21 protein-coding genes are annotated in these 19,935 nt (G+C 47.1%); 3 read left to right on the top strand and 18 right to left on the bottom strand.

All coding sequences use genetic code 11. The features are described 5' to 3' along the window. Nucleotides 1-54 precede the first annotated feature (54 nt). The 13 genes from HNQ56_RS01860 to trxB form a co-directional block, all read right to left on the bottom strand. A complete protein-coding gene (locus HNQ56_RS01860) occupies nucleotides 55-1,257 on the bottom strand; it encodes a cofactor-independent phosphoglycerate mutase (protein WP_429142994.1) in 1,203 nt (400 codons plus the stop codon). 72 nt (nucleotides 1,258-1,329) lie between these two features. Continuing rightward, the gene (locus HNQ56_RS01855) at nucleotides 1,330-2,550 is read right to left on the bottom strand and encodes a homoserine dehydrogenase (RefSeq protein ID WP_429142189.1); all 1,221 of its coding nucleotides are present in this window, start codon (nucleotides 2,548-2,550) and stop codon (nucleotides 1,330-1,332) included. Between the two features lie 37 nt (nucleotides 2,551-2,587). Then, nucleotides 2,588-3,028, bottom strand: a complete 441-nt coding sequence (locus tag HNQ56_RS01850; protein ID WP_429142187.1) for an ACT domain-containing protein — start codon at nucleotides 3,026-3,028, stop codon at nucleotides 2,588-2,590. A 325-nt stretch (nucleotides 3,029-3,353) separates the two neighbouring features. Beyond that, nucleotides 3,354-4,076, bottom strand: a complete 723-nt coding sequence (locus HNQ56_RS01845) for an amino acid ABC transporter ATP-binding protein (RefSeq protein WP_429142185.1) — start codon at nucleotides 4,074-4,076, stop codon at nucleotides 3,354-3,356. Continuing rightward, nucleotides 4,063-4,749, bottom strand: coding sequence for an amino acid ABC transporter permease (locus HNQ56_RS01840; protein WP_429142183.1), 687 nt, complete (start codon nucleotides 4,747-4,749; stop codon nucleotides 4,063-4,065). The genes HNQ56_RS01845 and HNQ56_RS01840 overlap by 14 nt, the downstream gene beginning before the upstream one ends. 75 nt (nucleotides 4,750-4,824) lie before the next feature. Next, the gene (locus tag HNQ56_RS01835) at nucleotides 4,825-5,574 is read right to left on the bottom strand and encodes an ABC transporter substrate-binding protein (protein WP_429142181.1); all 750 of its coding nucleotides are present in this window, start codon (nucleotides 5,572-5,574) and stop codon (nucleotides 4,825-4,827) included. Between the two features lie 28 nt (nucleotides 5,575-5,602). Continuing rightward, entirely contained in the window at nucleotides 5,603-6,055 is a 453-nt protein-coding gene (locus HNQ56_RS01830; RefSeq protein ID WP_429142179.1) for a chemotaxis protein CheW, read from the bottom strand. A gap of 127 nt (nucleotides 6,056-6,182) precedes the next feature. Beyond that, nucleotides 6,183-7,308 (bottom strand): peptide chain release factor 2 gene (prfB, locus tag HNQ56_RS01825; RefSeq protein WP_429142177.1). Its coding sequence is split into 2 segments (ribosomal slippage): nucleotides 6,183-7,232 and nucleotides 7,234-7,308, totalling 1,125 coding nucleotides; the frame shifts between segments, so codons are not numbered across the junction. Between the two features lie 93 nt (nucleotides 7,309-7,401). After that, nucleotides 7,402-9,972, bottom strand: coding sequence for a preprotein translocase subunit SecA (secA, locus tag HNQ56_RS01820; RefSeq protein ID WP_429142175.1), 2,571 nt, complete (start codon nucleotides 9,970-9,972; stop codon nucleotides 7,402-7,404). A 233-nt stretch (nucleotides 9,973-10,205) separates the two neighbouring features. After that, the gene (gene hpf / locus HNQ56_RS01815; protein ID WP_429142173.1) at nucleotides 10,206-10,733 is read right to left on the bottom strand and encodes a ribosome hibernation-promoting factor, HPF/YfiA family; all 528 of its coding nucleotides are present in this window, start codon (nucleotides 10,731-10,733) and stop codon (nucleotides 10,206-10,208) included. 811 nt (nucleotides 10,734-11,544) lie between these two features. Next, entirely contained in the window at nucleotides 11,545-11,925 is a 381-nt protein-coding gene (locus HNQ56_RS01810; protein WP_429142171.1) for a PilZ domain-containing protein, read from the bottom strand. 265 nt (nucleotides 11,926-12,190) lie between these two features. Continuing rightward, nucleotides 12,191-13,498, bottom strand: coding sequence for a C40 family peptidase (locus HNQ56_RS01805; RefSeq protein WP_429142169.1), 1,308 nt, complete (start codon nucleotides 13,496-13,498; stop codon nucleotides 12,191-12,193). Nucleotides 13,499-13,803: 305 nt separating this feature from the next. Then, nucleotides 13,804-14,724: a thioredoxin-disulfide reductase gene (gene trxB, locus HNQ56_RS01800; protein WP_429142167.1), complete on the bottom strand. Its 921-nt coding sequence runs from the start codon at nucleotides 14,722-14,724 to the stop codon at nucleotides 13,804-13,806. A gap of 169 nt (nucleotides 14,725-14,893) precedes the next feature. On the opposite strand from trxB, the gene HNQ56_RS01795 reads away from it, so the two are divergent. Next, a complete protein-coding gene (locus HNQ56_RS01795; RefSeq protein ID WP_429142166.1) occupies nucleotides 14,894-15,073 on the top strand; it encodes a YjfB family protein in 180 nt (59 codons plus the stop codon). A gap of 109 nt (nucleotides 15,074-15,182) precedes the next feature. On the opposite strand, the gene HNQ56_RS01790 is transcribed toward HNQ56_RS01795, so the two are convergent. Beyond that, entirely contained in the window at nucleotides 15,183-15,773 is a 591-nt protein-coding gene (locus HNQ56_RS01790; protein ID WP_429142164.1) for a class I SAM-dependent methyltransferase, read from the bottom strand. A gap of 241 nt (nucleotides 15,774-16,014) precedes the next feature. On the opposite strand from HNQ56_RS01790, the gene HNQ56_RS01785 reads away from it, so the two are divergent. Both HNQ56_RS01785 and HNQ56_RS01780 read left to right on the top strand, forming a co-directional pair. Next, nucleotides 16,015-16,734: an acyl-[acyl-carrier-protein] thioesterase gene (locus HNQ56_RS01785; protein ID WP_429142162.1), complete on the top strand. Its 720-nt coding sequence runs from the start codon at nucleotides 16,015-16,017 to the stop codon at nucleotides 16,732-16,734. Nucleotides 16,735-16,764: 30 nt separating this feature from the next. After that, a complete protein-coding gene (locus tag HNQ56_RS01780; protein WP_429142160.1) occupies nucleotides 16,765-17,601 on the top strand; it encodes a CvfB family protein in 837 nt (278 codons plus the stop codon). Nucleotides 17,602-17,624: 23 nt separating this feature from the next. Here HNQ56_RS01780 and HNQ56_RS01775 read toward each other — a convergent pair whose 3' ends face one another. From HNQ56_RS01775 to HNQ56_RS01760, 4 genes are all read right to left on the bottom strand, one after another. Continuing rightward, the gene (locus HNQ56_RS01775; RefSeq protein WP_429142159.1) at nucleotides 17,625-18,032 is read right to left on the bottom strand and encodes a flagellar protein; all 408 of its coding nucleotides are present in this window, start codon (nucleotides 18,030-18,032) and stop codon (nucleotides 17,625-17,627) included. A gap of 68 nt (nucleotides 18,033-18,100) precedes the next feature. After that, nucleotides 18,101-18,823, bottom strand: coding sequence for a ComF family protein (locus tag HNQ56_RS01770; protein ID WP_429142157.1), 723 nt, complete (start codon nucleotides 18,821-18,823; stop codon nucleotides 18,101-18,103). 15 nt (nucleotides 18,824-18,838) lie between these two features. Further along, nucleotides 18,839-19,750: a nucleotidyltransferase family protein gene (locus tag HNQ56_RS01765; protein ID WP_429142155.1), complete on the bottom strand. Its 912-nt coding sequence runs from the start codon at nucleotides 19,748-19,750 to the stop codon at nucleotides 18,839-18,841. Beyond that, nucleotides 19,732-19,917, bottom strand: a complete 186-nt coding sequence (locus HNQ56_RS01760) for a hypothetical protein (RefSeq protein WP_429142153.1) — start codon at nucleotides 19,915-19,917, stop codon at nucleotides 19,732-19,734. The genes HNQ56_RS01765 and HNQ56_RS01760 overlap by 19 nt, the downstream gene beginning before the upstream one ends. Between the last annotated feature and the right edge of the window lie 18 nt (nucleotides 19,918-19,935).

The raw sequence follows: 19,935 nt of genomic DNA, 5'->3' as shown, positions 1-19,935 counted from the left end.
TAACAGTTCGGCCTATGTCCTCCTCCCTGCCACAGGCTGAACTCTTATACCATCCTATTTCGCAAATAATCGATTGATTACCGTATAACCTTCCATAATCTCATTGCCGCTCTCTCTGGCCTCTTCCTCGTTATAATGCCAGCTATGCTTCTGTTCCTCGGTGCTGTCATACAAAAGGTAGGGCACCGGATCACTGGTATGGGTCCGGCAGCGGATCGGGGTCGGGTGATCCGGCATGATCAGCATGCGAAAAGCCGTTCCGGATTTTCTCAGCTCCTCGGTTACTATCTTAATTACCCGCTGATCCAGATATTCGATGGATTTTACCTTATTGGCTATATTGCCTTGATGCCCCATCTCATCGGGGGCCTCAACATGAATGTAAACAAAATCATAATCGTCTTCCACCAGTGCCTTCACTGCCGCCATGGCCTTCCCCTCATAATTCGTATGAAGGGTTCCGTTGGCACCGGGAACCTCAATCACCTTCATCCCGGCTCCTACGGCAATGCCCTTGAGCAGGTCAACAGCGGAAATCATGGCACCCCGCTTATGATTCTTCTCCTCAAAGGAGGTCAGGGCCGGTTTGGTTCCCGCTCCCCAGAACCACAGGGAATTGGCCTTATTCAAGCCCTTTTCTTTCCTTGCAAGATTAATGGGATGGTTATTTAAAATATCATAGCTGCGAATCATCATGGACCGGAAGTCCTCTTCCTTCGGCAGGTACTCTCCGATGACCCTCCCCAGAATATCGTGGGGCTGAACCAGATCCACCACCTCTCCCCGGTCCCAGATGGTCAGATGCCGATAGCTGGTTCCTACATAGAACTGATAGATCTCGTTCCCCATCTCTTTCCTTATGGCTTCCACCAATACCGCGGCTTCTTCCGTGGATATCTCTCCCGAGCTGTGATCCAGCATTCTCTTCTGCTCATAGGCTTCCTCTTCCTCAGATAGAGTAACAATATTGCAGCGAAGAGCGATATCCGTGGGCTTCATGTCAACTCCGATACTGAGAGCCTCCAGCGGAGACCGTCCGGAGTAATATATTCCGGGATGATACCCTAGGACTGCCAGATTGGCGGTGTCACTGCCGGGCTTCATTCCTTCCGGTATGGTATGCGCGATTCCCATCTCTGATTTTGATGCCAGCTCATCCAGCATGGGTGTGCCGGCTGCCATCAGAGGGGTGGCGTTGTTCAGCTCAGCCAGCTTCTCATCGGCCATGCCGTCACCCAGAACAACAATGTATTTCATATCCTCAAGTCCTTTCCTCTTACGCAAACTTATTTCGTAAATAAATCCATTCCCAGCTTCCTTCGGGGCCATCTAAAACCTGACACGGATTACACTTAGAACGCCATCCAGGGCTTCCTTCTTTACCTTCATCTCCTGCTCTGTGATTCTTGCGGTTACAAAGGCATACTCCCCTTCCAGCCCCGGTACGGCTACCTCTTCCACCGGTCCGAAGAGCTCCCGTACCTTCTCCCTCAATGCATCCGGCTTTCCCGATATGCGCAGGAAGAAACGGTGGCTCACCTTCCCAAGATCCGTCAGCTCCAGCTTCCTGCTGCTCCAGATGGTCCAGATGTTCTTGCCGATATGCTTGGCGGCATCCACCACATCCGCCACAACCGCGCTGGCTGTCGGCAGCTTGCCTGCTCCGCTTCCGTAGAACATAACATCCCCGATGACATTTCCTCTGACAAAGATCCCGTTGAACACATCATTTACGCTGTACAGAGGATGGTCTGCCTTGATAAGCACCGGTGCCACCATGGCATATACATGGGAATCATCCCCCCGGACACTGGAAGCAAAGAGCTTCACCCTGGCTCCCATCTCCTTGGCATATTTAATATCCGTATCTGTAATCTTCGTAATTCCCTCGGTATAAATATCCTCAAAATCCACCTGCATGCCAAAGGCAAGAGAGGATAGAATGGCAATCTTCCTGCAGGCATCATGCCCCTCCACATCCGCACTGGGGTTGCGCTCCGCATAGCCCTTCTTCTGCGCGTCGGACAGGGCCGTCTCAAAATCCAGGCCCTCCTCACTCATTTTAGATAATATATAGTTGGTGGTACCATTTAATATACCTGTAATTTCAACAATTTCATCCGCTGTCAGGGATTGATTCAGCGGCCGTATAATCGGGATTCCGCCTCCGACGCTGGCTTCAAAGAGAAAGTTCAAATCCCTCTCCTTGGCCAGATCAAGAAGCTCTGCTCCATGCTTTGCCACCAGCTCTTTATTGGAGGTTACAACACTCTTCCCTTTTAACAGCGCCTGCTTTACAAAGCGAAAGGCCGGTTCAACACCACCCATTACCTCTACGACGATACTTACTTCCGGATCCTCTAATATGATATTGACATCATGAACCAGCTTCTCCATAATCGGATCCCCGGGGAATTCCCTCAGATCCAATACATATTTCACGTTAATCTGATCTCCGGCTCTCTTCTTTATGCTCTCTCCATTGGTATCCAATACCTCTACCACACCGGAACCAATGGTGCCATATCCTAACACTGCAATATTTATCATGTCGCGCCCCCTTTTCTGCTGTAGCTATCTGATTATATCATTCTCTTGAAACCAATTTTACATAATGAACCCCATCCATCGCCTCAATGGTTTCCATCAGAGCCGACGCGCTGTCTGTCTGCGGAAGGATCTCAATGCTCAGCGTCAGCAAAGCAATCCCATTCACCGGAATACTTTGGTGAATGGTCAGGATATTGGCCTCGCTCTTAGCCACCTGGTTAAGAACCTTGGAGAGCAGCCCCGGCTTATCATCCATCTGAAGCATGAAGGTAATGGTCTTTCCTCTGGTATTCTCATAAAAAGGAAAGATATCATCCTTATATTTATAAAAAGAACTTCTGCTGATTTGAGCGGCATCTGTCGCTTCCTGGACTGTCATGACCCGCTCGGAATCAAGCAGACGCTTTGCTTCTACCACCTTGAGCAGCACCTCCGGCACCGCTTTTTTCTTTACGATAAAGTATTGATCATTATTCATGTGTTTGCACCTCCCGAATTTTTCCGCGGCAGTATATACCTTATGGGAAGCCGCCTTTCAAACCTCCGGTAAAAAGCACCGGGGCACAAAGCCCTTCCAGTGTGTGTACGACAGATACAATTGTCTTCTCAAGAAAGATATACTACCATATATTTATGCACATTGCAATAGCATTTTCAATCTTTGTAACTTATGCTTGAAACACCTCGGATAATTATAAGTCACCTTGTATAAAAATAAATCACCTGATCAATCAAAAGAGCATGCTGCATCCCAACTGTAAAAGTTATTTCTGCACCACGCTCTTAGACAAGGTTCTATTCTGCTATAAAATTTTCGATAGGAATTCCCGCAGTCTGGGATGGGTCGGATTCTCAAAGAAATCCTCCGGAGAATTCTCCTCCACAATCTGCCCCTCATCCATAAAAAGAATCCGGTTTGCCACCTTCTTGGCAAACCGCATTTCATGGGTCACCACCACCATGGTCATCCCCTCATCCGCCAGCTGCGCCATCAGATCCAGCACCTCCCCTACCATCTCCGGATCAAGAGCAGAGGTAGGCTCATCAAAAAGCATCACATCCGGGTTCATTGCCAGGGCACGGATAATGGCAATCCGCTGCTTCTGTCCGCCGGACAGCTGATTCGGATAGGCCTCCGCCTTCTCTGTCAGGCCAATTCTCTTCAGCAGCTCCATAGCCTTCTGCTGGGCTTCTTCCTTTTTCATAATCCCCAGCTGCACCGGTGCCAGGGTAATATTCTCCATAACCGACAAATGAGGGAATAGATTGAACTGCTGAAAAACCATTCCCATTTTACAGCGCATTTTATTAATATCGGTTTTCTTATCGGTGATATTATGCCCCTCAAACCAGATCTCTCCCTCCGTGGGGATCTCCAGCAGATTCAGACAGCGCAGAAAGGTGGATTTACCGGAGCCTGAAGGCCCGATTACTACAACCTTTTCCCCCTTCTCTATGGAGGCATTGATGCCATTCAGAACCATATGGCTTCCAAAAGCCTTTTTCAAATTCTTAGTTACGATCACCTCTCGCCATCCCCCTTTCCAGTATACCCAGTAATTTTGTCAGTCCCATTACCATCAGCAGATAGCATGCGGCAGCAATGATCAGGGGAGGCAGAATATCCCAGGTTCTTGACCCGATATACTGTGCCGCCTTGGTGAGATCCGTCACCGCAATCACGCCTGCAACAGAGGTTTCCTTGATTAATACAATAAACTCATTGCCCAGGGCCGGAAGAATATTCTTCACCGCCTGGGGCATGATAATCAGTCTCATGGTCTGCATATAGCCCAGCCCCAGAGAACGTCCCGCCTCCATCTGTCCCTTGTCGATGGACTCGATACCCGCACGGATAATCTCCGCCACATACGCTCCCGAATTGATTCCGAAGCAAATGGCGCCCACTACGATTTCATTGGTATTGCGGGAGGTGAAAACCAGGTTGTAAATGATCAGCAGCTGAACCATCAAAGGGGTTCCTCTGATGATTGTAATGTAGGTATTACAGATGGCCGAAAGCCATTTCATATTGGAGCTTGCCGCGGACACCTTGAGAACCGCCACCAGGATTCCGATTGCGATACCCAGGGCAATGGCAAAGACGGATATCAAGAGGGTCACTTTGATGCCGCCCAGATAAGCGAGATATCTCTGATCCGGAATCAATGCATTATAAAAGGATTCTACTATATTCAACTTCTTACCTCCCGCTATGAAAGACGGGGGCTGTTGGTATGGATAACAGCCCCCCTGATCTACTATTGATTGCTATCAATCTATGTTCATATGCTTCTCTTTAATCTCGTCTATTTTCCCGCTGTCCTTTAATTCCTGCAATACGGAGTTGACGGTTTTCAAAAGCTCCGCATTTCCTTCCGTCACTGCGACGGCATATTTGTCCTGGAACAACACACCATCCAGAATTATCAGCTCCGGATTTGCAGCTACCAATGCCTTTGCAGGAATGTCATCCATGATAATGCAGTCGATCCTGCCATTCTTCAGATCCTCCGATGCCTGGGCAAACTTGGTGTAGCGCTTAATATCCTTTGCCGTAATATTATCAGATACATAATAATCCGCTGTGTTGCCCTGCTGTACACCGATGATCTTATCCGTCAGGCCGGCATCATCTGCTGTTGCCACTCCCGGAGCATCCTTTTTTACAACAACCACTTCGTCTGCCTGGGCATATTCTATGGAGAAGTCCATTATCTTGTCCCGCTCTTCACTGATGGATAAGCCCGCTGCCAAAATATCAATGGTACCGTTCTGAACCGCCAGAAGGGCTCCGTCAAAGTCCATGTTCTTAATCTCCAGCTTTCTTCCCATTTTATCGGCAATGGCCTGAGCGATTTCAATATCAATTCCTACAATCTCATTTCCTTCCATATACTCATAGGGCGGAAATCCCGCTTCTGTTCCCAGAATCAAAGTCTCTTCTTTTTCTTTTTTACAGCCCGCCAGCAAAACCGTTGTTATAACGGCTGCCGTCAGGATGCTGATTAGCCTCTTTTTCATGTCTTTCTCTCTCCCTTTCTACCTCCGGCTAAATAGCCGCTTTCATTTTCTCTTGCTCCTCCCGGGATAAAATCCCGTTGTTGTCCAGCAGAATAACAAGCCTATCCTCCGCACTGGCTATAAGCTTAATATAAGAGGTATCCTCATTCTCTACAATAGAAGGCACTTCATAAATCCGATCACTCTCAAACTGGAGAATTTCACTCATCCGATCCACCTCATAGGCGGTCCGTATTCCGTTGGAGACGGTGATAACAAGCCTGGTTTCCTCATTAGGCTCTATATCCTCCAGGCCGAATTTACGACGAAGGCTGTAAACCGGAATAATATCTCCTCTCAGGCGGATAATTCCCTTCAGATTATGAGGGAAATCAGCCACCGGTTCAATATTCATGTACTTCTCAATAATGTTGACTTCCATAATATCCAAACCGTATTCCCTGCCTTCCAGCAGGAATATTGCCTGCTTCGTACTCTCCATAATATCCTCCATCCTGCCGCAACCCCGCGAATTTGGGCGGCAGCACAAATTTGCCGTGTGAAACTCAGAAACACTTAATCTGCGTATTTTGCAGACTCATCATTTCTTTTCACACTATCCTCCCATCCTAGGCATCCGCGCTGGAATTACTCTGTGCGTTCCATTTTAAATATGCATTAATAAAGGGGTCCAGATTGCCGTCCAGAACACTGGCGGCATTCCCAAGCTCCTCATTGGTACGGTGATCCTTTACCAGAGTGTAGGGCTGCATTACATAGGACCGGATCTGATTCCCCCAGGCAATATCCTTGACTTCTCCCCGGATTCCGCTGATCTTTTCCAGATTCTCCTGCTGCTTCAGCAAATACAGCTTGGCCTTCAGCATCTTCATTGCCCTGTCCTTATTCTGAAGCTGGGAACGTTCATTCTGGCACTGTACCACAATGTTGGTAGGGATATGGGTAATTCGGATTGCAGAGGAGGTTTTATTGACATGCTGACCGCCGGCACCGCTGGAGCGATAGGTGTCGATTCTCAGATCTTCCTCGTTGATCTCTATTCCCGTATCCTCCTCGATATCCGGCATAACATCACAGGATACAAAAGAGGTCTGGCGCTTTCCGGCAGCGTTGAAAGGAGAGATACGCACCAAACGGTGAACCCCCCGCTCCGACTTCAGATAACCGTAAGCATTTATGCCGCTGATCTCCAGGGTAACTGACTTCAGTCCGGCTTCCTCTCCCTCCAGAAAATCAATCATCTCTGTGGTAAAGCCCTTCTTATCCGCCCATCTCTGGTACATACGGCACAGCATACTGGCCCAGTCACAGCTTTCCGTGCCCCCCGCCCCTGCATGCAGGGTAAGGATCGCATTATACTTATCATATTCACCGGATAACAGGGTTCGAAGCTTCAGCTCTTCTAAATTACCGATAAAGCTGTCCAGCGCTTCTTCAATCTCGGGCAGCAAAGAGGCGTCTCCCTCCTCGTACCCCAGCTGAATCAAGGTCTGAACATCCTCAAAGTCACGCTTCAGATGCTGATATTCCTCGATGGTGTCCTTGAGATTCTTCAATTCCTTCATATAAGCCTGGGCCTTGTCATTATCATCCCAAAATCCGGCTTCCTCCATGGTTTGCTCAATTTCTTCAACCCTTAAGCTTTTATTAGCCAGGTCAAAGTGAATCCCCCACTTCAATTAATGGCTTTTCGTAAGTACTTAATGCATATTTATACTGATCTAACTCAACCATTTCATCACCTCTTCCATGATATTATATATTAAAACTTATGAAATCACAACAGGTTTTGCATATAAATACATAATAATCTTCTATGCATGATTACTATGCATTCCTGCCGCAGCAATGCTTGTATTTTCTTCCGCTTCCGCAGGGGCAGGGATCATTGGGCTGTATCTTTTTCGCGGCACGCTTGACGGGGGCATTGGCTACGCTGTCGTCACGGTTCGTTCCGGTCACCTTGGCTACCTGCTCCCTCTCCACTCTCTGCTCAATCCTTACATGAAGAAGAGCCTTAACGGTATCCTCCCGGATTGCGGCAATCATGTCGTCAAACATTTCAAAGCCCTGGAACTTGTATTCCACAATGGGCTGACGCTGGCCATAAGCCTGCAGGCCGATTCCCTGGCGCAGCTGGTCCATATCGTCAATATGATCCATCCACTTGCGGTCAATTACCTTAAGCAGAATCACACGCTCTATCTCACGGATCTGTTCCGGCTCCGGGAACTCCGCTTCCTTCTCCTCATACAGCTTTACCGCCTCTTCCTTCAGATGCTGCAGAAGATCATTCTTCGACATGCCTCTTAACTGTTCGGCATCAAATTCAATCTCCGACAGAGGAATAATCGGAAGAAGGAGCTCTCTCAATTCAGGGAAGTCCCACTCCTCCGGTGCCTGGTCATCGCTGATGCAGGTATTGACGCAGTCCTCCACCGTATCGGTAATCATGCGGTAAATGGTGTCACGCATGCTTTCTCCGTCCAGCACCCGCCTGCGCTCCGCATAGATAATTTCTCTCTGTTCATTATTTACCTGGTCGTATTCCAGGAGATTCTTTCTGATTCCAAAGTTATTGCTCTCTATTCTCTTCTGGGCCCGCTCTATGGCATTGGTCAGCATCTTATGCTCAATCTGCTCCCCTTCCTGCAAGCCAAGGGAATTAAAGATCCCCATGAGCCGCTCCGAACCGAACAGACGCATCAGATCGTCCTCAAGAGAAATGAAGAAACGGGATTCACCCGGATCTCCCTGTCTTCCGGCACGTCCGCGCAGCTGATTGTCGATACGTCTGGCCTCATGCCGCTCCGTACCGATAATCTTCAGACCGCCGACTTCCACCACGCCTTCGCCCAGCTTAATATCCGTACCACGTCCGGCCATATTGGTGGCGATAGTAACCGCCCCCAGCTGTCCGGCATCCGCTACAATCTCCGCCTCCAGCTCATGAAACTTCGCATTCAATACCTTATGGGGAATATTATGCTTCTTCAGTATGGCGCTGATTTCCTCGGAGGCCTCGATGGTAATGGTACCTACCAGAACCGGCTGTCCCTTCTGGTGAGATGCAACGATCTCATTGATAATCGCCTTCAGCTTCTCCTTCTGGGTCTTATATACCGCATCCTGAAGGTCAACACGGGCAATGGGAAGGTTGGTGGGAACCTCGATAACATCCATGCCGTAGATCTCCCGAAACTCCTTCTCCTCCGTTAAAGCCGTACCGGTCATACCGCATTTTTTCTTATATTTATTAAAGAAGTTCTGGAAGGTGATGGTGGCAAGGGTCTTGCTCTCCCTCTTAACCTTAACATTTTCCTTCGCCTCAATTGCCTGGTGCAGTCCATCGCTGTAACGTCTGCCGGGCATAATACGGCCGGTGAATTCGTCGACGATAAGAACCTCGTCCTCCTTCACCACATAGTCCTTATCCCGGAACATCAGATTATGGGCACGAAGAGCCAGGATGATATTATGCTGGATCTCCAGATTTTCAGGATCCGCCAGATTCTCCAGACTGAAGAAGCGTTCCACCTTCTTGACACCCTCTTCGGTAAGGTGTACATTCTTTTCCTTCTCATTTACAATGAAGTCTCCGGTCTCCTCCACCTCTTCCTTCATAATGGCGGCCATCTTGGTCAGCTCAACACCGACGCCCTTTTTCATCTGTCTGGCCAAAATATCGCATACACGGTATAATTCCGTAGACTTGCCGCTCTGGCCGGATATAATCAGAGGAGTTCTCGCTTCGTCAATTAAAATAGAGTCAACCTCATCGATAATTGCATAATTCAGATCTCTCTGAACCAATTGCTCCTTATAGATTACCATATTGTCTCTCAGATAATCAAAGCCCAGCTCGTTATTAGTGGCATAGGTAATATCGCAGGCATAGGCCTCACGGCGCTCATCCTTCTCCATGCTGTTGAGGATAACACCGACCTTAAGGCCCAGAAATTCATGAATCTGCCCCATCCACTCCGAGTCACGCTTTGCCAGGTAATCATTGACGGTCACTACATGAACACCCTTACCCTCCAGCGCATTCAAATAAGAAGGAAGTGTGGAAGTAAGTGTCTTACCTTCACCGGTACGCATCTCCGTAATTCTTCCCTGGTGCAATATAACACCGCCGATCAGCTGGACTCTGAAATGCCTCTGTCCGATGGCTCTCTTCGCTGCCTCTCTCACGGTAGCATAGGCTTCTACTAATATATCATCCAGGGTCTCCCCATTCTTGAGTCTGTTTTTAAATTCCGTCGTTTTTGCCCTGAGCTCCTCGTCCGTCAGCTTTATATATTCCGGTTCCAGTGCTTCTATTCTGTCTACGATCGGTATCACACGCCTGACTTCTCTCTCGCTATGAGTTCCAAATACCTTTTCTATCAATCCCATACTTGTTCACTCCTGTACTATCCAAATTTGATCCCAAAGTGTCTTTTACGCAAAATCATTCAACTAGTATTGTAACATTTACCTTGTCACTATTCAACTTAATTTTGTCCTGTTCCAATATTCTCCGTTTTTATATCCCCCGACAGGGTTGCTTATAGCGCTGCAGCAGATATGTACAAAGGAGCTGCTCCATTACGGAAACAGCCCCTCATCATCCATTCTATTCAGAAATCTTAGTATTCCGGCTCAATCAAACCGTAGGTATTGCCCTTTCTCTTATACACCACGTTCACTTCATCCGTCTGTGCATTCCGGAATACATAGAAACTATGCCCCAGAAGCTCCATCTGAACACAGGCCTCTTCCGCATCCATGGGCTTGATGGCAAAACGCTTTGTCTTCACAATCTTAATGGCATCATCCTCATAGTAATCATCTTCGATGAAGGCCTGGTTAAAATTCGAGGATGCCTGCTTATGGTCGATCAGCTTGTTCTTGTATCTTCTCAGCTGACGTTCGATGATCTCCTCTACAAGGTCGATGGATACATACATATCATTGCTTACTTGCTCTGCTCTAATTATATTTCCCTTAACAGGGATTGTTACCTCGATTTTCTGTCTTTCTTTTTCAACGCTGAAGGTCACGTGAATCTCAGTGTCAGGAGTGAAGTATCTTTCGAGTTTGCCAATCTTCTCATAAACAGCCGTTTTCAGGCCTTCGGTCACCTCAATATTCTTACCGCTAATAATATAACGCATAATGTCCAACTCCTTTTTGCTTTCTTGTTAGCATACGTTGACATCAACGTATAAACACTTCTGTGTTTCTCATTATACCATCTCGGCAAGCGTCCATGGTATGGCACTTCGTGCCAGGATGCGCACTCCGCTTTGCTCCGGCGCGGTATAATGTCTATCGACATTATACCATATCCCTGGAAAAGTGACAAGCTACTTTCCATTTTCCTGTATTGTACAACCTTCTTCAATTAACTTAATATTCCTATATATTTGTATATTCCTTACTATTATGGCTTAATTTTATTATTTTTAATCAAATAAAGTTCGCTTTTCCTTATTGTCCGACAACTGGATTGTCAAGTAGTAAAATTGAAGTTTCGAGGCCCATAACACGATTTATCATAAGTCACAAAACGCATTTTCGTTATTGACAGTCATTTTCATATCCGACAAGAGTAGAGCTTAAATGTGGATAATGTGGATAAATCCGTGTATAACTCCTCATGAGTTAAAAATAGGCCTTTTTAATTGTGGATAACTTTTTGATAAATTGCACAAGCCCCCGTGGAACCCCCCATTTATTCCCTCCTTTGGCATGTCTTTTGTGCAGGTTGTACATTCCTCAGCTTGTCAATAGGAATTTCTGATAATTTTTAAAATTTAAGTTGCACGGAAAACGTCACTTAAATTTAATCAATTTAAAGAATATTTATTTATTATCCATTTATTCTAAATTCAACCATCCGCCATGATATTTGATGCTGTTAAAAAGACCGGAACAGGAACTTCCTCCCCAAGGGAGCAAAGCTTCTGCCCGGTCTTCATCCAATCATTTTTCCGCAGCCTCTCTTTTATGCAGCCGCATCTCATATTGATCCACCTTATCTGCCAGAAACGGAGCAAGGCCGATAAATTCGGCCCCATAGACCTTGGTATCGCTCTCCGACAGATGAGCTCTGACAATTCTCATTACCACATGAAAATAATCACCGTCGCCAAGATTAATCCTGCCTCGGAAATAATACCCCAGAGGTAAGCTGGCTTTGCTGGTAAACCCTATCCCGCTTCTTGAAATATCCACCACGGATACCATTACATTCAGATCCCGGATCACGATATAATCCTGCTTAAAAACTTCATCCACCTCTAAATGCAGTTCAATGGGAAGCCGTTTGTTCTTTCTCCTGTCCTTGTAGTCATTCTCAGGCATATCCATTCCCTCCTTAACTTATGGTTCTGTTCTATATGTATAACTCAGCCTCCCCTTACATCCTTCTTCCGTACAACTTTCTTCAAAGTAACCTTCTGTGAAGCTGGCGCATATTTGAATTCGTGTATTGATTTAATTTTAGCACACTTTAGATAAATTTCCAATAAAATTTAATTTTATTGGAAATCTTTTGTCATATTGGACCTTTGCAGAATCCTATTAAAGAAAGGCCCAGGAATCGCCCCGGGCCTCTCTTCTTCACTCACTAATTTATAATTCTTCTTACACAATAAATCGTTCTGTACGATACATTGGAGCGGATAATGCCCTGCTTGGTGCTTGCCGCATGCACGATCCTGCCGTCACCGATATACATGGCAACATGATTCACGGTTCCCTTGCTGTTGGCATAGAACACCAGATCTCCCGGCTTCATATCTGTCTTGCTTACCTTCTTTCCCGCAGAAGCCGCCTGACTTCTGGAATCTCTGGGAATGGAGTAACCGAAGTCGGCATAAACCGATTGTACAAATCCCGAACAATCCGTACCCTTGGTAAGGCTTGTCCCTCCATACACATAGCGGTTACCTACAAATTTCTGAGCATAGGTTATAATCTCATTGCGAAGCGATGCGTTGGAACCGGAATCCGAGCTGCCGGAGGAGCTGGAGCTTCCCGAAGAACTGGAATCCGACTTGCCGGAGGAACCGGAGCTTCCCGAAGAACTGGAGCCCGACTTGCCGGAAGAGCTGGAATTCTTCTTTGCCTCGGCTGCTCTTCTGGCCGCCTCGGCACGCTCTGCTTTTTCCTGTTCCAGCTTCGCCTTACGTTCTCTCTCCGCACGCTCTGCCTCTTCCTGCTGGCGCAGGATACGCTGCTCTTCCTCAATGGAAATCGCAAACTTAAATACCACCTTAATATCAACATAACGGCCGGATACATAACCGGTGAAATCTTTTCCCGTTGCATCATCGGTACCCAGCACGATTTCCACCCATTCACCGTAGTTTTTCACAACCGGATAAGTCTCTCCCTCCGGAAGCAGGATCAGAGTCGTAGATGTGGTGTTCATCTCTTCTCTCAGCCTCAGGGTCTTGGTTCCTTTTACCGTTGCATATTGCGACGCGTACTCATCCACCATGGCCTCGGCATCCCTTCCGGTAGCCAGATAATTCGATGCTATGTATCCTTCCACATCCCCGGACTTAATCCTTACCCAGTCTCCCTCCAGATACTCCAGGATATCCGCCGCACAGCCCCGATACAGCTTACCGACAATCTTGCTTTCGGTAGAGGGGGCGCTTCTGATATTAACATAACTGTCTGCTATGGACACTCCAAGATTAACATAGGGTGACAGAACCTCCGTCTTCAAAATCTTAATCAGCGTCTTATCCGCAGTCACAACATCCGTCTTAGTTGACGCATAATAATTATCTAATAGATAAGCAAAACCAGCAACACCCTGCTCTGTCGGAAAAGTATCCGCCTTGGCAGAGGCTGCCGGAATTGATATACAGAACGCAGCCGACGCAATAAAAAGTGCTGTCTTAATTGCCTTGCTTCTTCTCATGTATGAATTACCTCCACGAAACGGACATCCGCAAATATTCTTTGCCGGATGCCATGGGCATGATATTCTCTCTCATGCATCAAATGATCCCAGATTTACAACCGTCAAGCATTACAGAGTCCCGACAGCCGCATAGGGAAAGCAATAATCTCTTTTTCTAAATTGTTACGAAATTATTACACCCGTTTGTGGATATTATAACAAAAACATAAGATAGTGTCAATCATAAACAACGCAAAAACGACATATAATTTTACTGAAATGCCGAGTTTCACTAAATTTGGCTGATATTACCCATTTTTCTACTATTCCAAATTATTCAAATATCTTTCTACTGCTGTAATGGCATTGGCTCCATCGGAGGCTGCGGTAATGATCTGGCGCAGCTCCTTTGTTCTGACATCTCCCGCGGCAAAAATTCCCGGCACATTGGTCTCGCAGCTCTCATCCGCAATAATATAGCCTGCCTCATCCACGGCAACCACCTCTTTATAGAGTCCGGAGCTGGGCAGATAGCCTACCGCAATGAATATCCCTGCGATATCATAGCTGTTCTTCTCATCCTTCTTAAGGTTTTTCACCTCGATGGATTCTACCCTGTCCTCGCCGTTGATTCGCTCCACAACACTGTCCCACAGAATCGTTACATTCTCCAGAGCCAACAGTCTTGAGACAATACTCTTGGAAGCCCTGAACTGATCCCTCCTGTGAATCACATAGACCTGCTTGCAGATTCTTGCCAGGAAGATGGCGTCCTCGACCGCCACATCCCCGCCGCCGACAACCGCAACGGTCTTATTCTTGAAAAAGGCTCCGTCACAGGTAGCGCAATAGGAAACTCCCATCCCGGACAGCTTCTCTTCCCCTTCCACCCCTAAATGCCGGGGCGCTCCGCCTGTGGCGATTACAACCGCCTTAGCACTGTATCTGGTCCCGTCGTCCATGGTTATTACCTTAATGTCCCCTTCCAGGGCAAATCCCGTAACCTCCCCGTTGACAAAGCTTGTATCCAGCTTATCCGCGTGCTCCCGGAATTTTGTGCTTAATTCAAAGCCGCTGATACCGGGTGTGCCGGGATAATTATCCACCTCATAGGTATTGATAATCTGTCCTCCGCTTAATCCGGCCTTCTCAATTACAATAACACTTAATTCCGCTCTTTTGGCATAGATGGCCGCCGCCAGTCCGGCAGGGCCGGAGCCGATAATAATAACATCATATACCATAACAAATTCCTCCTTAAAGTTATCTATTTTATGATTTATTCTTTGACTGTGGATAAAACTATGCTATAATAATTACGTATACTATACTATTTTATTTTTATTGTTTCAGTAACATTATTACTAATTGAAATATACTTCATTCATTTCACATGAGAAAGAGGTGTTTCCTATGACAATTAACTCCATGGCTCCTGCGTCCGCCGCCGTTTCCGCCGGCAATGCCACGATCAGCACGGCCGTTCTCGCCAAAAGCCTGGATACCTTTGAACAGACCGGCGAAAGCCTGATTAAAATGATGGAACTGTCTGTCAATCCACATATCGGCGGAAACTTTGATATGCTGGTATAGGAATATGTAAATTTAACTTTATTGAAAAATGGGGATGCTGCAAAGGAAATTAAATATGCAACAGCCCCATTCCGCTTTTATTATTCCTGCTCACTATGCCTTATTGTATCTACGGCAATTCCACCCTGCGGACCAACGCGTAAACCCAGTCCCCAGCCTTATCTATTCTGGTATCCGGACAAAGATCAATATCAATGATCTCCAGATTCTCAAACTTTCCTATGAGTTCCTTCAGGGTCCTGACGCGGTAATCCTTGAAATAACGGCCTTCCCGCTCTCCTTCGTAATCCCCGTGATGGAAGGACATAAAAAGCACACCTTCTATCTTCAGACTATTAACCACTTTTGCTAATATCTCTTCTATCTCATCGCCAGGGACATGCACCAGGGAGGCACAAGCCCATATTCCGTCAAATACCTTATCAAAATCCATCTCAGCAAAGGATAGGTGCAATGCGTCCTGCCCGATATGTATACTGGCCAGGTCACACATCTCCTCAGATCCGTCCATGGCAGTTACATCGTAGCCGCAGGAAATAAAATATGCACTGTCTCTTCCGGAGCCGCAGCCCAGATCCAATATACTGGCGCCCTCCGGCAGCCTGACGGTGAAGAGTTCCTGACACTCCCGCATATCAATATCCACTGTTTCTTCAAAATAACTGGCCGCGTTCTCATCATAATACTCTATCGAGTCCAAAGATTAATCCCTCCTTCATAAACACCACCATTATAACAAATATAATTTCATATTTCCAGCACTTTTCCTGGAAATCATAAATTCTTAATAAATGCAAAAAAAGCTATTGTAATTCGCTAGGAAATGCTATAATAAGCCAATGAGGGGATTACGCTTCCGTCTATAGGGTCATGACACCACAGGAGGAACTGTAATCTACGGGGAAAATAGAAAGAAACAGAAAGAGAAAGGCGAATTTGTTATGTATACATTTCAGAGCAGAATCAGATACAGTGAACTGAATCATCAGAAAGGATGCTTGAATCCTTCTTCTATTATAAATTATTTTCAAGATTGCAGTACTTTTCAATCCGAGGATATGAACCGGGGGCTGGAGTTTCTTAGCGCCAGCCACAAGGTGTGGGTGATGAACAGCTGGCAGCTTCAGCTTCTTAGGCCCGCTCTCTTAGGGGAGGAGATTAGCGTGAGCACCTGGCCCTATGATTTTAAAGGGTTCTATGGGTATCGGAATTTTATTATGAAGAACCGACAGGAGGAGGTTCTGGCCGTTGCCAACTCTATCTGGGTGTATATGGATACCCTCACCCAGCGGCCCGCCAGAATTCCGGCGGACTGCAATGGGTATACGATTGAACCCCCTTATCCCATGGAGCATGCGGACCGGAAGATTGAAATCAGCGGGACAGGCGAGACACAGCCTCCTTTTTATGTGATAAAATCCAATATTGATTCGTATCATCACGTTAATAACGGGCAATATATTAAAATGGCAGAGGAGTATCTTCCGGATGATTTTATGATACAGTCCATGCGGGCGGAGTACCGTATGCAGGCGGTACTTGGCGATTGCATTATACCCAGGGTGGTCAGGGAAGAGGACCGGTATATTATTGCGCTGGCTTCCCGGGAGGATAAGCCTTATGCTATTGTAGAATTTACAGGACAGGTTGTTCCGGAATAAGAAGAGAAAAGAAAGACGAGGATAAATAAAATGATTGAATTAGGTGTTTACCAATCCCTTGAGGTTGTTAAAAAAACAGAATTCGGGCTATATCTGGGTGATGAAGGCAAAGCCTCCAAGCACACCATCCTGCTTCCCATCAAGGAGGCTCCCGAAGGAGCTGCTGACGGCGACAAACTGACGGTCTTTGTATACAAGGACTCCGAGGACCGGGAGATCGCGACCACTGCGGCGGTGCCGGTTACCTTAGGGAATCTGGCTGTATTAACGGTGAAAGAGGTCAATCCCATCGGCGCCTTCCTGGACTGGGGTCTGATGAAGGATCTGCTGCTCCCCTATAAGGAACAGACAAGAGAGGTGCAGGAGGGGGACCGGGTGCTGATTACCCTCTATGTGGACAAGAGCCGGAGGCTCTGTGCAACTATGAAGGTATATGATCTGCTCCGTACGGATTCTCCCTATCAAAAGGAGGATATGGTGGAGGGAATTGTCTATGACGTGATTGATGCCTTTGGGACCTTTGTCGCGGTGGATCATAAGTATTCTGCAATGCTTCCCAAGAACCAGGTCTTTACCCCGTTAAAGATCGGGGATACGGTGAAGGCAAGAGTGCTTCAGGTACGGGAAGACGGCAAGCTGACCCTCAGTCTCAGAGAGAAGGCTTATCTTCAGATGGATGCAGATTCCCAGGAGATTCTGGCCAGATTAAAGGCCGCCGGCGGACATCTGCCCTTCAATGATGCCTCCGATTCGGAACTCATACGGCAGGAATTTAACATAAGTAAGAATGCCTTTAAGCGGGCCATCGGCAAATTATATAAGGCAGGCTCTATTACAATCACCGACGATGGTATCCGGTTATTGTAGCAGTCCTGCCTTTGGGGCAATTTCTAATAATCCAGAAAACGCATTCTTGGATTATCCGCATCCTTTAATCTTTTCACCGGGTGCTCCTTCTCCGCAGGGTAGAGATTGCCCAGCCCTTTGGCAAGCTTGTCCTTGCATTCTTTGCAATAGCGGCCCGTCTTGATGATCACTCCGCAGCCTTCACATTCCAGGCCAATCATGGAGTCCTCTGCAAAAGCAAGCCTTTCCTCACGTATCCATTGCTTGATCTGGGCAATGGGAACGTCAAATTCATCGGATACCTCCTGTATGCCCACCCTGGGGTGGTCATAGATATACGACTTCACCTCTTCAAATTTGAGGTCAATGGCCTGCATGCATGCCGGACACAGGGGAGGCCCGGCGATATAATTAAATAGCTTATTGCATGACTTACAATTCCGTACATCCATAGAACAAACCTCCATTCTTTTGTAATCTGTGAATTTGAGCGGAAGCATAATAATGTTCTCCGCCAATCCTAATACCCTTTCCCGATGCATAAAACAATAAAGTACACTTCCTTTGCCCCATGAGCCTTTAATATTCTGGAGCAAGCATCCACAGTACTTCCCGTGGTATAAATATCGTCCACCAGCAAAATCCGTTCCGGCACGGAAGGACTTTTACCGGAAGGATGCCCGCCGACGCGAAATGCCTCGGTCAGATTCCTGCGCCTCTCTTTGTCGCTGAGTTTCTTCTGGGGAAGGGTCTTCCTGTCCCTCACCAGAAGCCGGGAGTATACAGGCAGCTGCAGTTCCCTGCCAATTCCCCTTGCCAGTACCTCCGCCTGATTGTAGCCTCTTTCCCGATACTTACTCCGGTGAAGCGGAACCGGAACGATGGCATCCGGCGAAAGCTTCCTGATCCGTTCTCCATAGAGCCGTACCAGCTCCCGGATATAAAAGACGGCATATTCCTTTCTTCCCCGGTATTTAAAGCCGGCAACAGAAGTCCTCATGGCTTCATTGTACACCCAGACGGCATAGCCTCCGTCGTAATGGAAGGTCTTACGCCGGCAATCGCTGCAATACTCCTGTTCTTCATATTCAATGGGCTTACTGCAGCCCTTGCATCTGGGCTCCCGGATGTATACCAGCTTCTCTCTGCATTCCTTGCAAATCCTCTGTCCCTTGGGAAGAACAATCTCATCACAGACCGGACAGCGGACCGGATAAAGATAATCCAGCAATGTCTGTAACAAGGCACCTCCTCCGGCTTATGAAAACAGCCTGGGAGGATATACTCCCTGTTCCACCAACGCACGGATGGAGTTGACAACAGCTTCCTTATCTTCCTTATAGGTTACGCCAAACCAACGGTCCGGAGTCTTCTTCACAATCACCTCTGCCTGCCCTGATTTGATCAGTTCGCCGACCACGGTTGGCAGGAGATATTCCTTCTTCAGCTCATTCCCGCCAATGGAGGAAAGAAATTCAACAAAGCCTTTCTCCAGCGCGTCAAAAAGTCCAGGCTTAAATCCCCACATATTCATGGATACGATACTGTTCAGGTCAAGGGTAATATCCTCTCCGGCAGCGTTCTGCGCCCTGGCGCGATCTCCTGACCGTTCTATTCCTGAAGTCTCCACGATATCTTCCAGAAGTCCCGCTTCATTCGCCTTGCAGACGCCCCTGGTCACTGTGCCGTTCTCGCTCAAGGTATTCCCCAGGATGAAGCCTGCCATGCAATATTGGTCGGACCGATAGGAGCTGTCTTTTAAAAACCGGGCCACCAGCCGAAATGCTTCCTTGCCATAATAATCATCTGCATTGATCACGGCAAAGGGTTCCTTTACAACCTCCCTGCAGCACAGCACCGCCTGCCCGGTTCCCCAGGGCTTTGTCCGCTGCAGGGGTTTGTTAAAGCCTTCCGGCAGCGCCTCCAGCTCCTGGAATACATACTCCACCTTGATTTGCTTCTCTATCCGGTTTCCTATAATCTCCTTGAAATCCTCTTCCAGATCTCTTCGGATAATGAATACCACCTTGTTAAATCCCGCTTCCATCGCATCATAGATGGAGTAATCCATTATAATTTCACCGCTGGGCCCCACAGGCTCCAGCTGTTTTATTCCTCCGTACCGGCTCCCCATCCCTGCTGCCATAATTACTAGTGAAGCATCTGCCACAATTTATCTCCTCCTGTTCTCAAGCCTCTATATTCAACTAATCTGCTTATCATAAGTATTATATCGCATTTATCAAAAAAATGCACCATAAAATTACCAATTCCTCTTTCCCTTCCTTTGTCTGAATTTATTCTGGCACAAATCCCTGTAAAATATCCATGATCCATACCATCTCCATCAGCAAT

It is taken from the genome of Anaerotaenia torta (assembly GCF_050433395.1).
Classification (GTDB): domain Bacteria; phylum Bacillota; class Clostridia; order Lachnospirales; family Lachnospiraceae; genus Mobilitalea; species Mobilitalea torta.
Note: the sequence above shows the minus strand (reverse complement) of the source record. Positions and strands in the feature narration are given on the sequence as shown.

Bases quoted from the DNA above. Each gene is read 5' to 3' on its own strand.
- HNQ56_RS01860 (WP_429142994.1), bottom strand. From the start codon at position 1,257: ATGAAATACATTGTTGTTCTGGGTGACGGCATGGCCGATGAGAAGCTG.
- HNQ56_RS01855 (WP_429142189.1), bottom strand. From the start codon at position 2,550: ATGATAAATATTGCAGTGTTAGGATATGGCACCATTGGTTCCGGTGTG.
- HNQ56_RS01850 (WP_429142187.1), bottom strand. From the start codon at position 3,028: ATGAATAATGATCAATACTTTATCGTAAAGAAAAAAGCGGTGCCGGAG.
- HNQ56_RS01835 (WP_429142181.1), bottom strand. From the start codon at position 5,574: ATGAAAAAGAGGCTAATCAGCATCCTGACGGCAGCCGTTATAACAACG.
- HNQ56_RS01830 (WP_429142179.1), bottom strand. From the start codon at position 6,055: ATGGAGAGTACGAAGCAGGCAATATTCCTGCTGGAAGGCAGGGAATAC.
- secA (WP_429142175.1), bottom strand. From the start codon at position 9,972: ATGGGATTGATAGAAAAGGTATTTGGAACTCATAGCGAGAGAGAAGTC.
- hpf (WP_429142173.1), bottom strand. From the start codon at position 10,733: ATGCGTTATATTATTAGCGGTAAGAATATTGAGGTGACCGAAGGCCTG.
- HNQ56_RS01810 (WP_429142171.1), bottom strand. From the start codon at position 11,925: ATGCCTGAGAATGACTACAAGGACAGGAGAAAGAACAAACGGCTTCCC.
- HNQ56_RS01805 (WP_429142169.1), bottom strand. From the start codon at position 13,498: ATGAGAAGAAGCAAGGCAATTAAGACAGCACTTTTTATTGCGTCGGCT.
- trxB (WP_429142167.1), bottom strand. From the start codon at position 14,724: ATGGTATATGATGTTATTATTATCGGCTCCGGCCCTGCCGGACTGGCG.
- HNQ56_RS01795 (WP_429142166.1), top strand. From the start codon at position 14,894: ATGACAATTAACTCCATGGCTCCTGCGTCCGCCGCCGTTTCCGCCGGC.
- HNQ56_RS01785 (WP_429142162.1), top strand. From the start codon at position 16,015: ATGTATACATTTCAGAGCAGAATCAGATACAGTGAACTGAATCATCAG.
- HNQ56_RS01780 (WP_429142160.1), top strand. From the start codon at position 16,765: ATGATTGAATTAGGTGTTTACCAATCCCTTGAGGTTGTTAAAAAAACA.
- HNQ56_RS01775 (WP_429142159.1), bottom strand. From the start codon at position 18,032: ATGGATGTACGGAATTGTAAGTCATGCAATAAGCTATTTAATTATATC.
- HNQ56_RS01760 (WP_429142153.1), bottom strand. From the start codon at position 19,917: ATGGATCATGGATATTTTACAGGGATTTGTGCCAGAATAAATTCAGAC.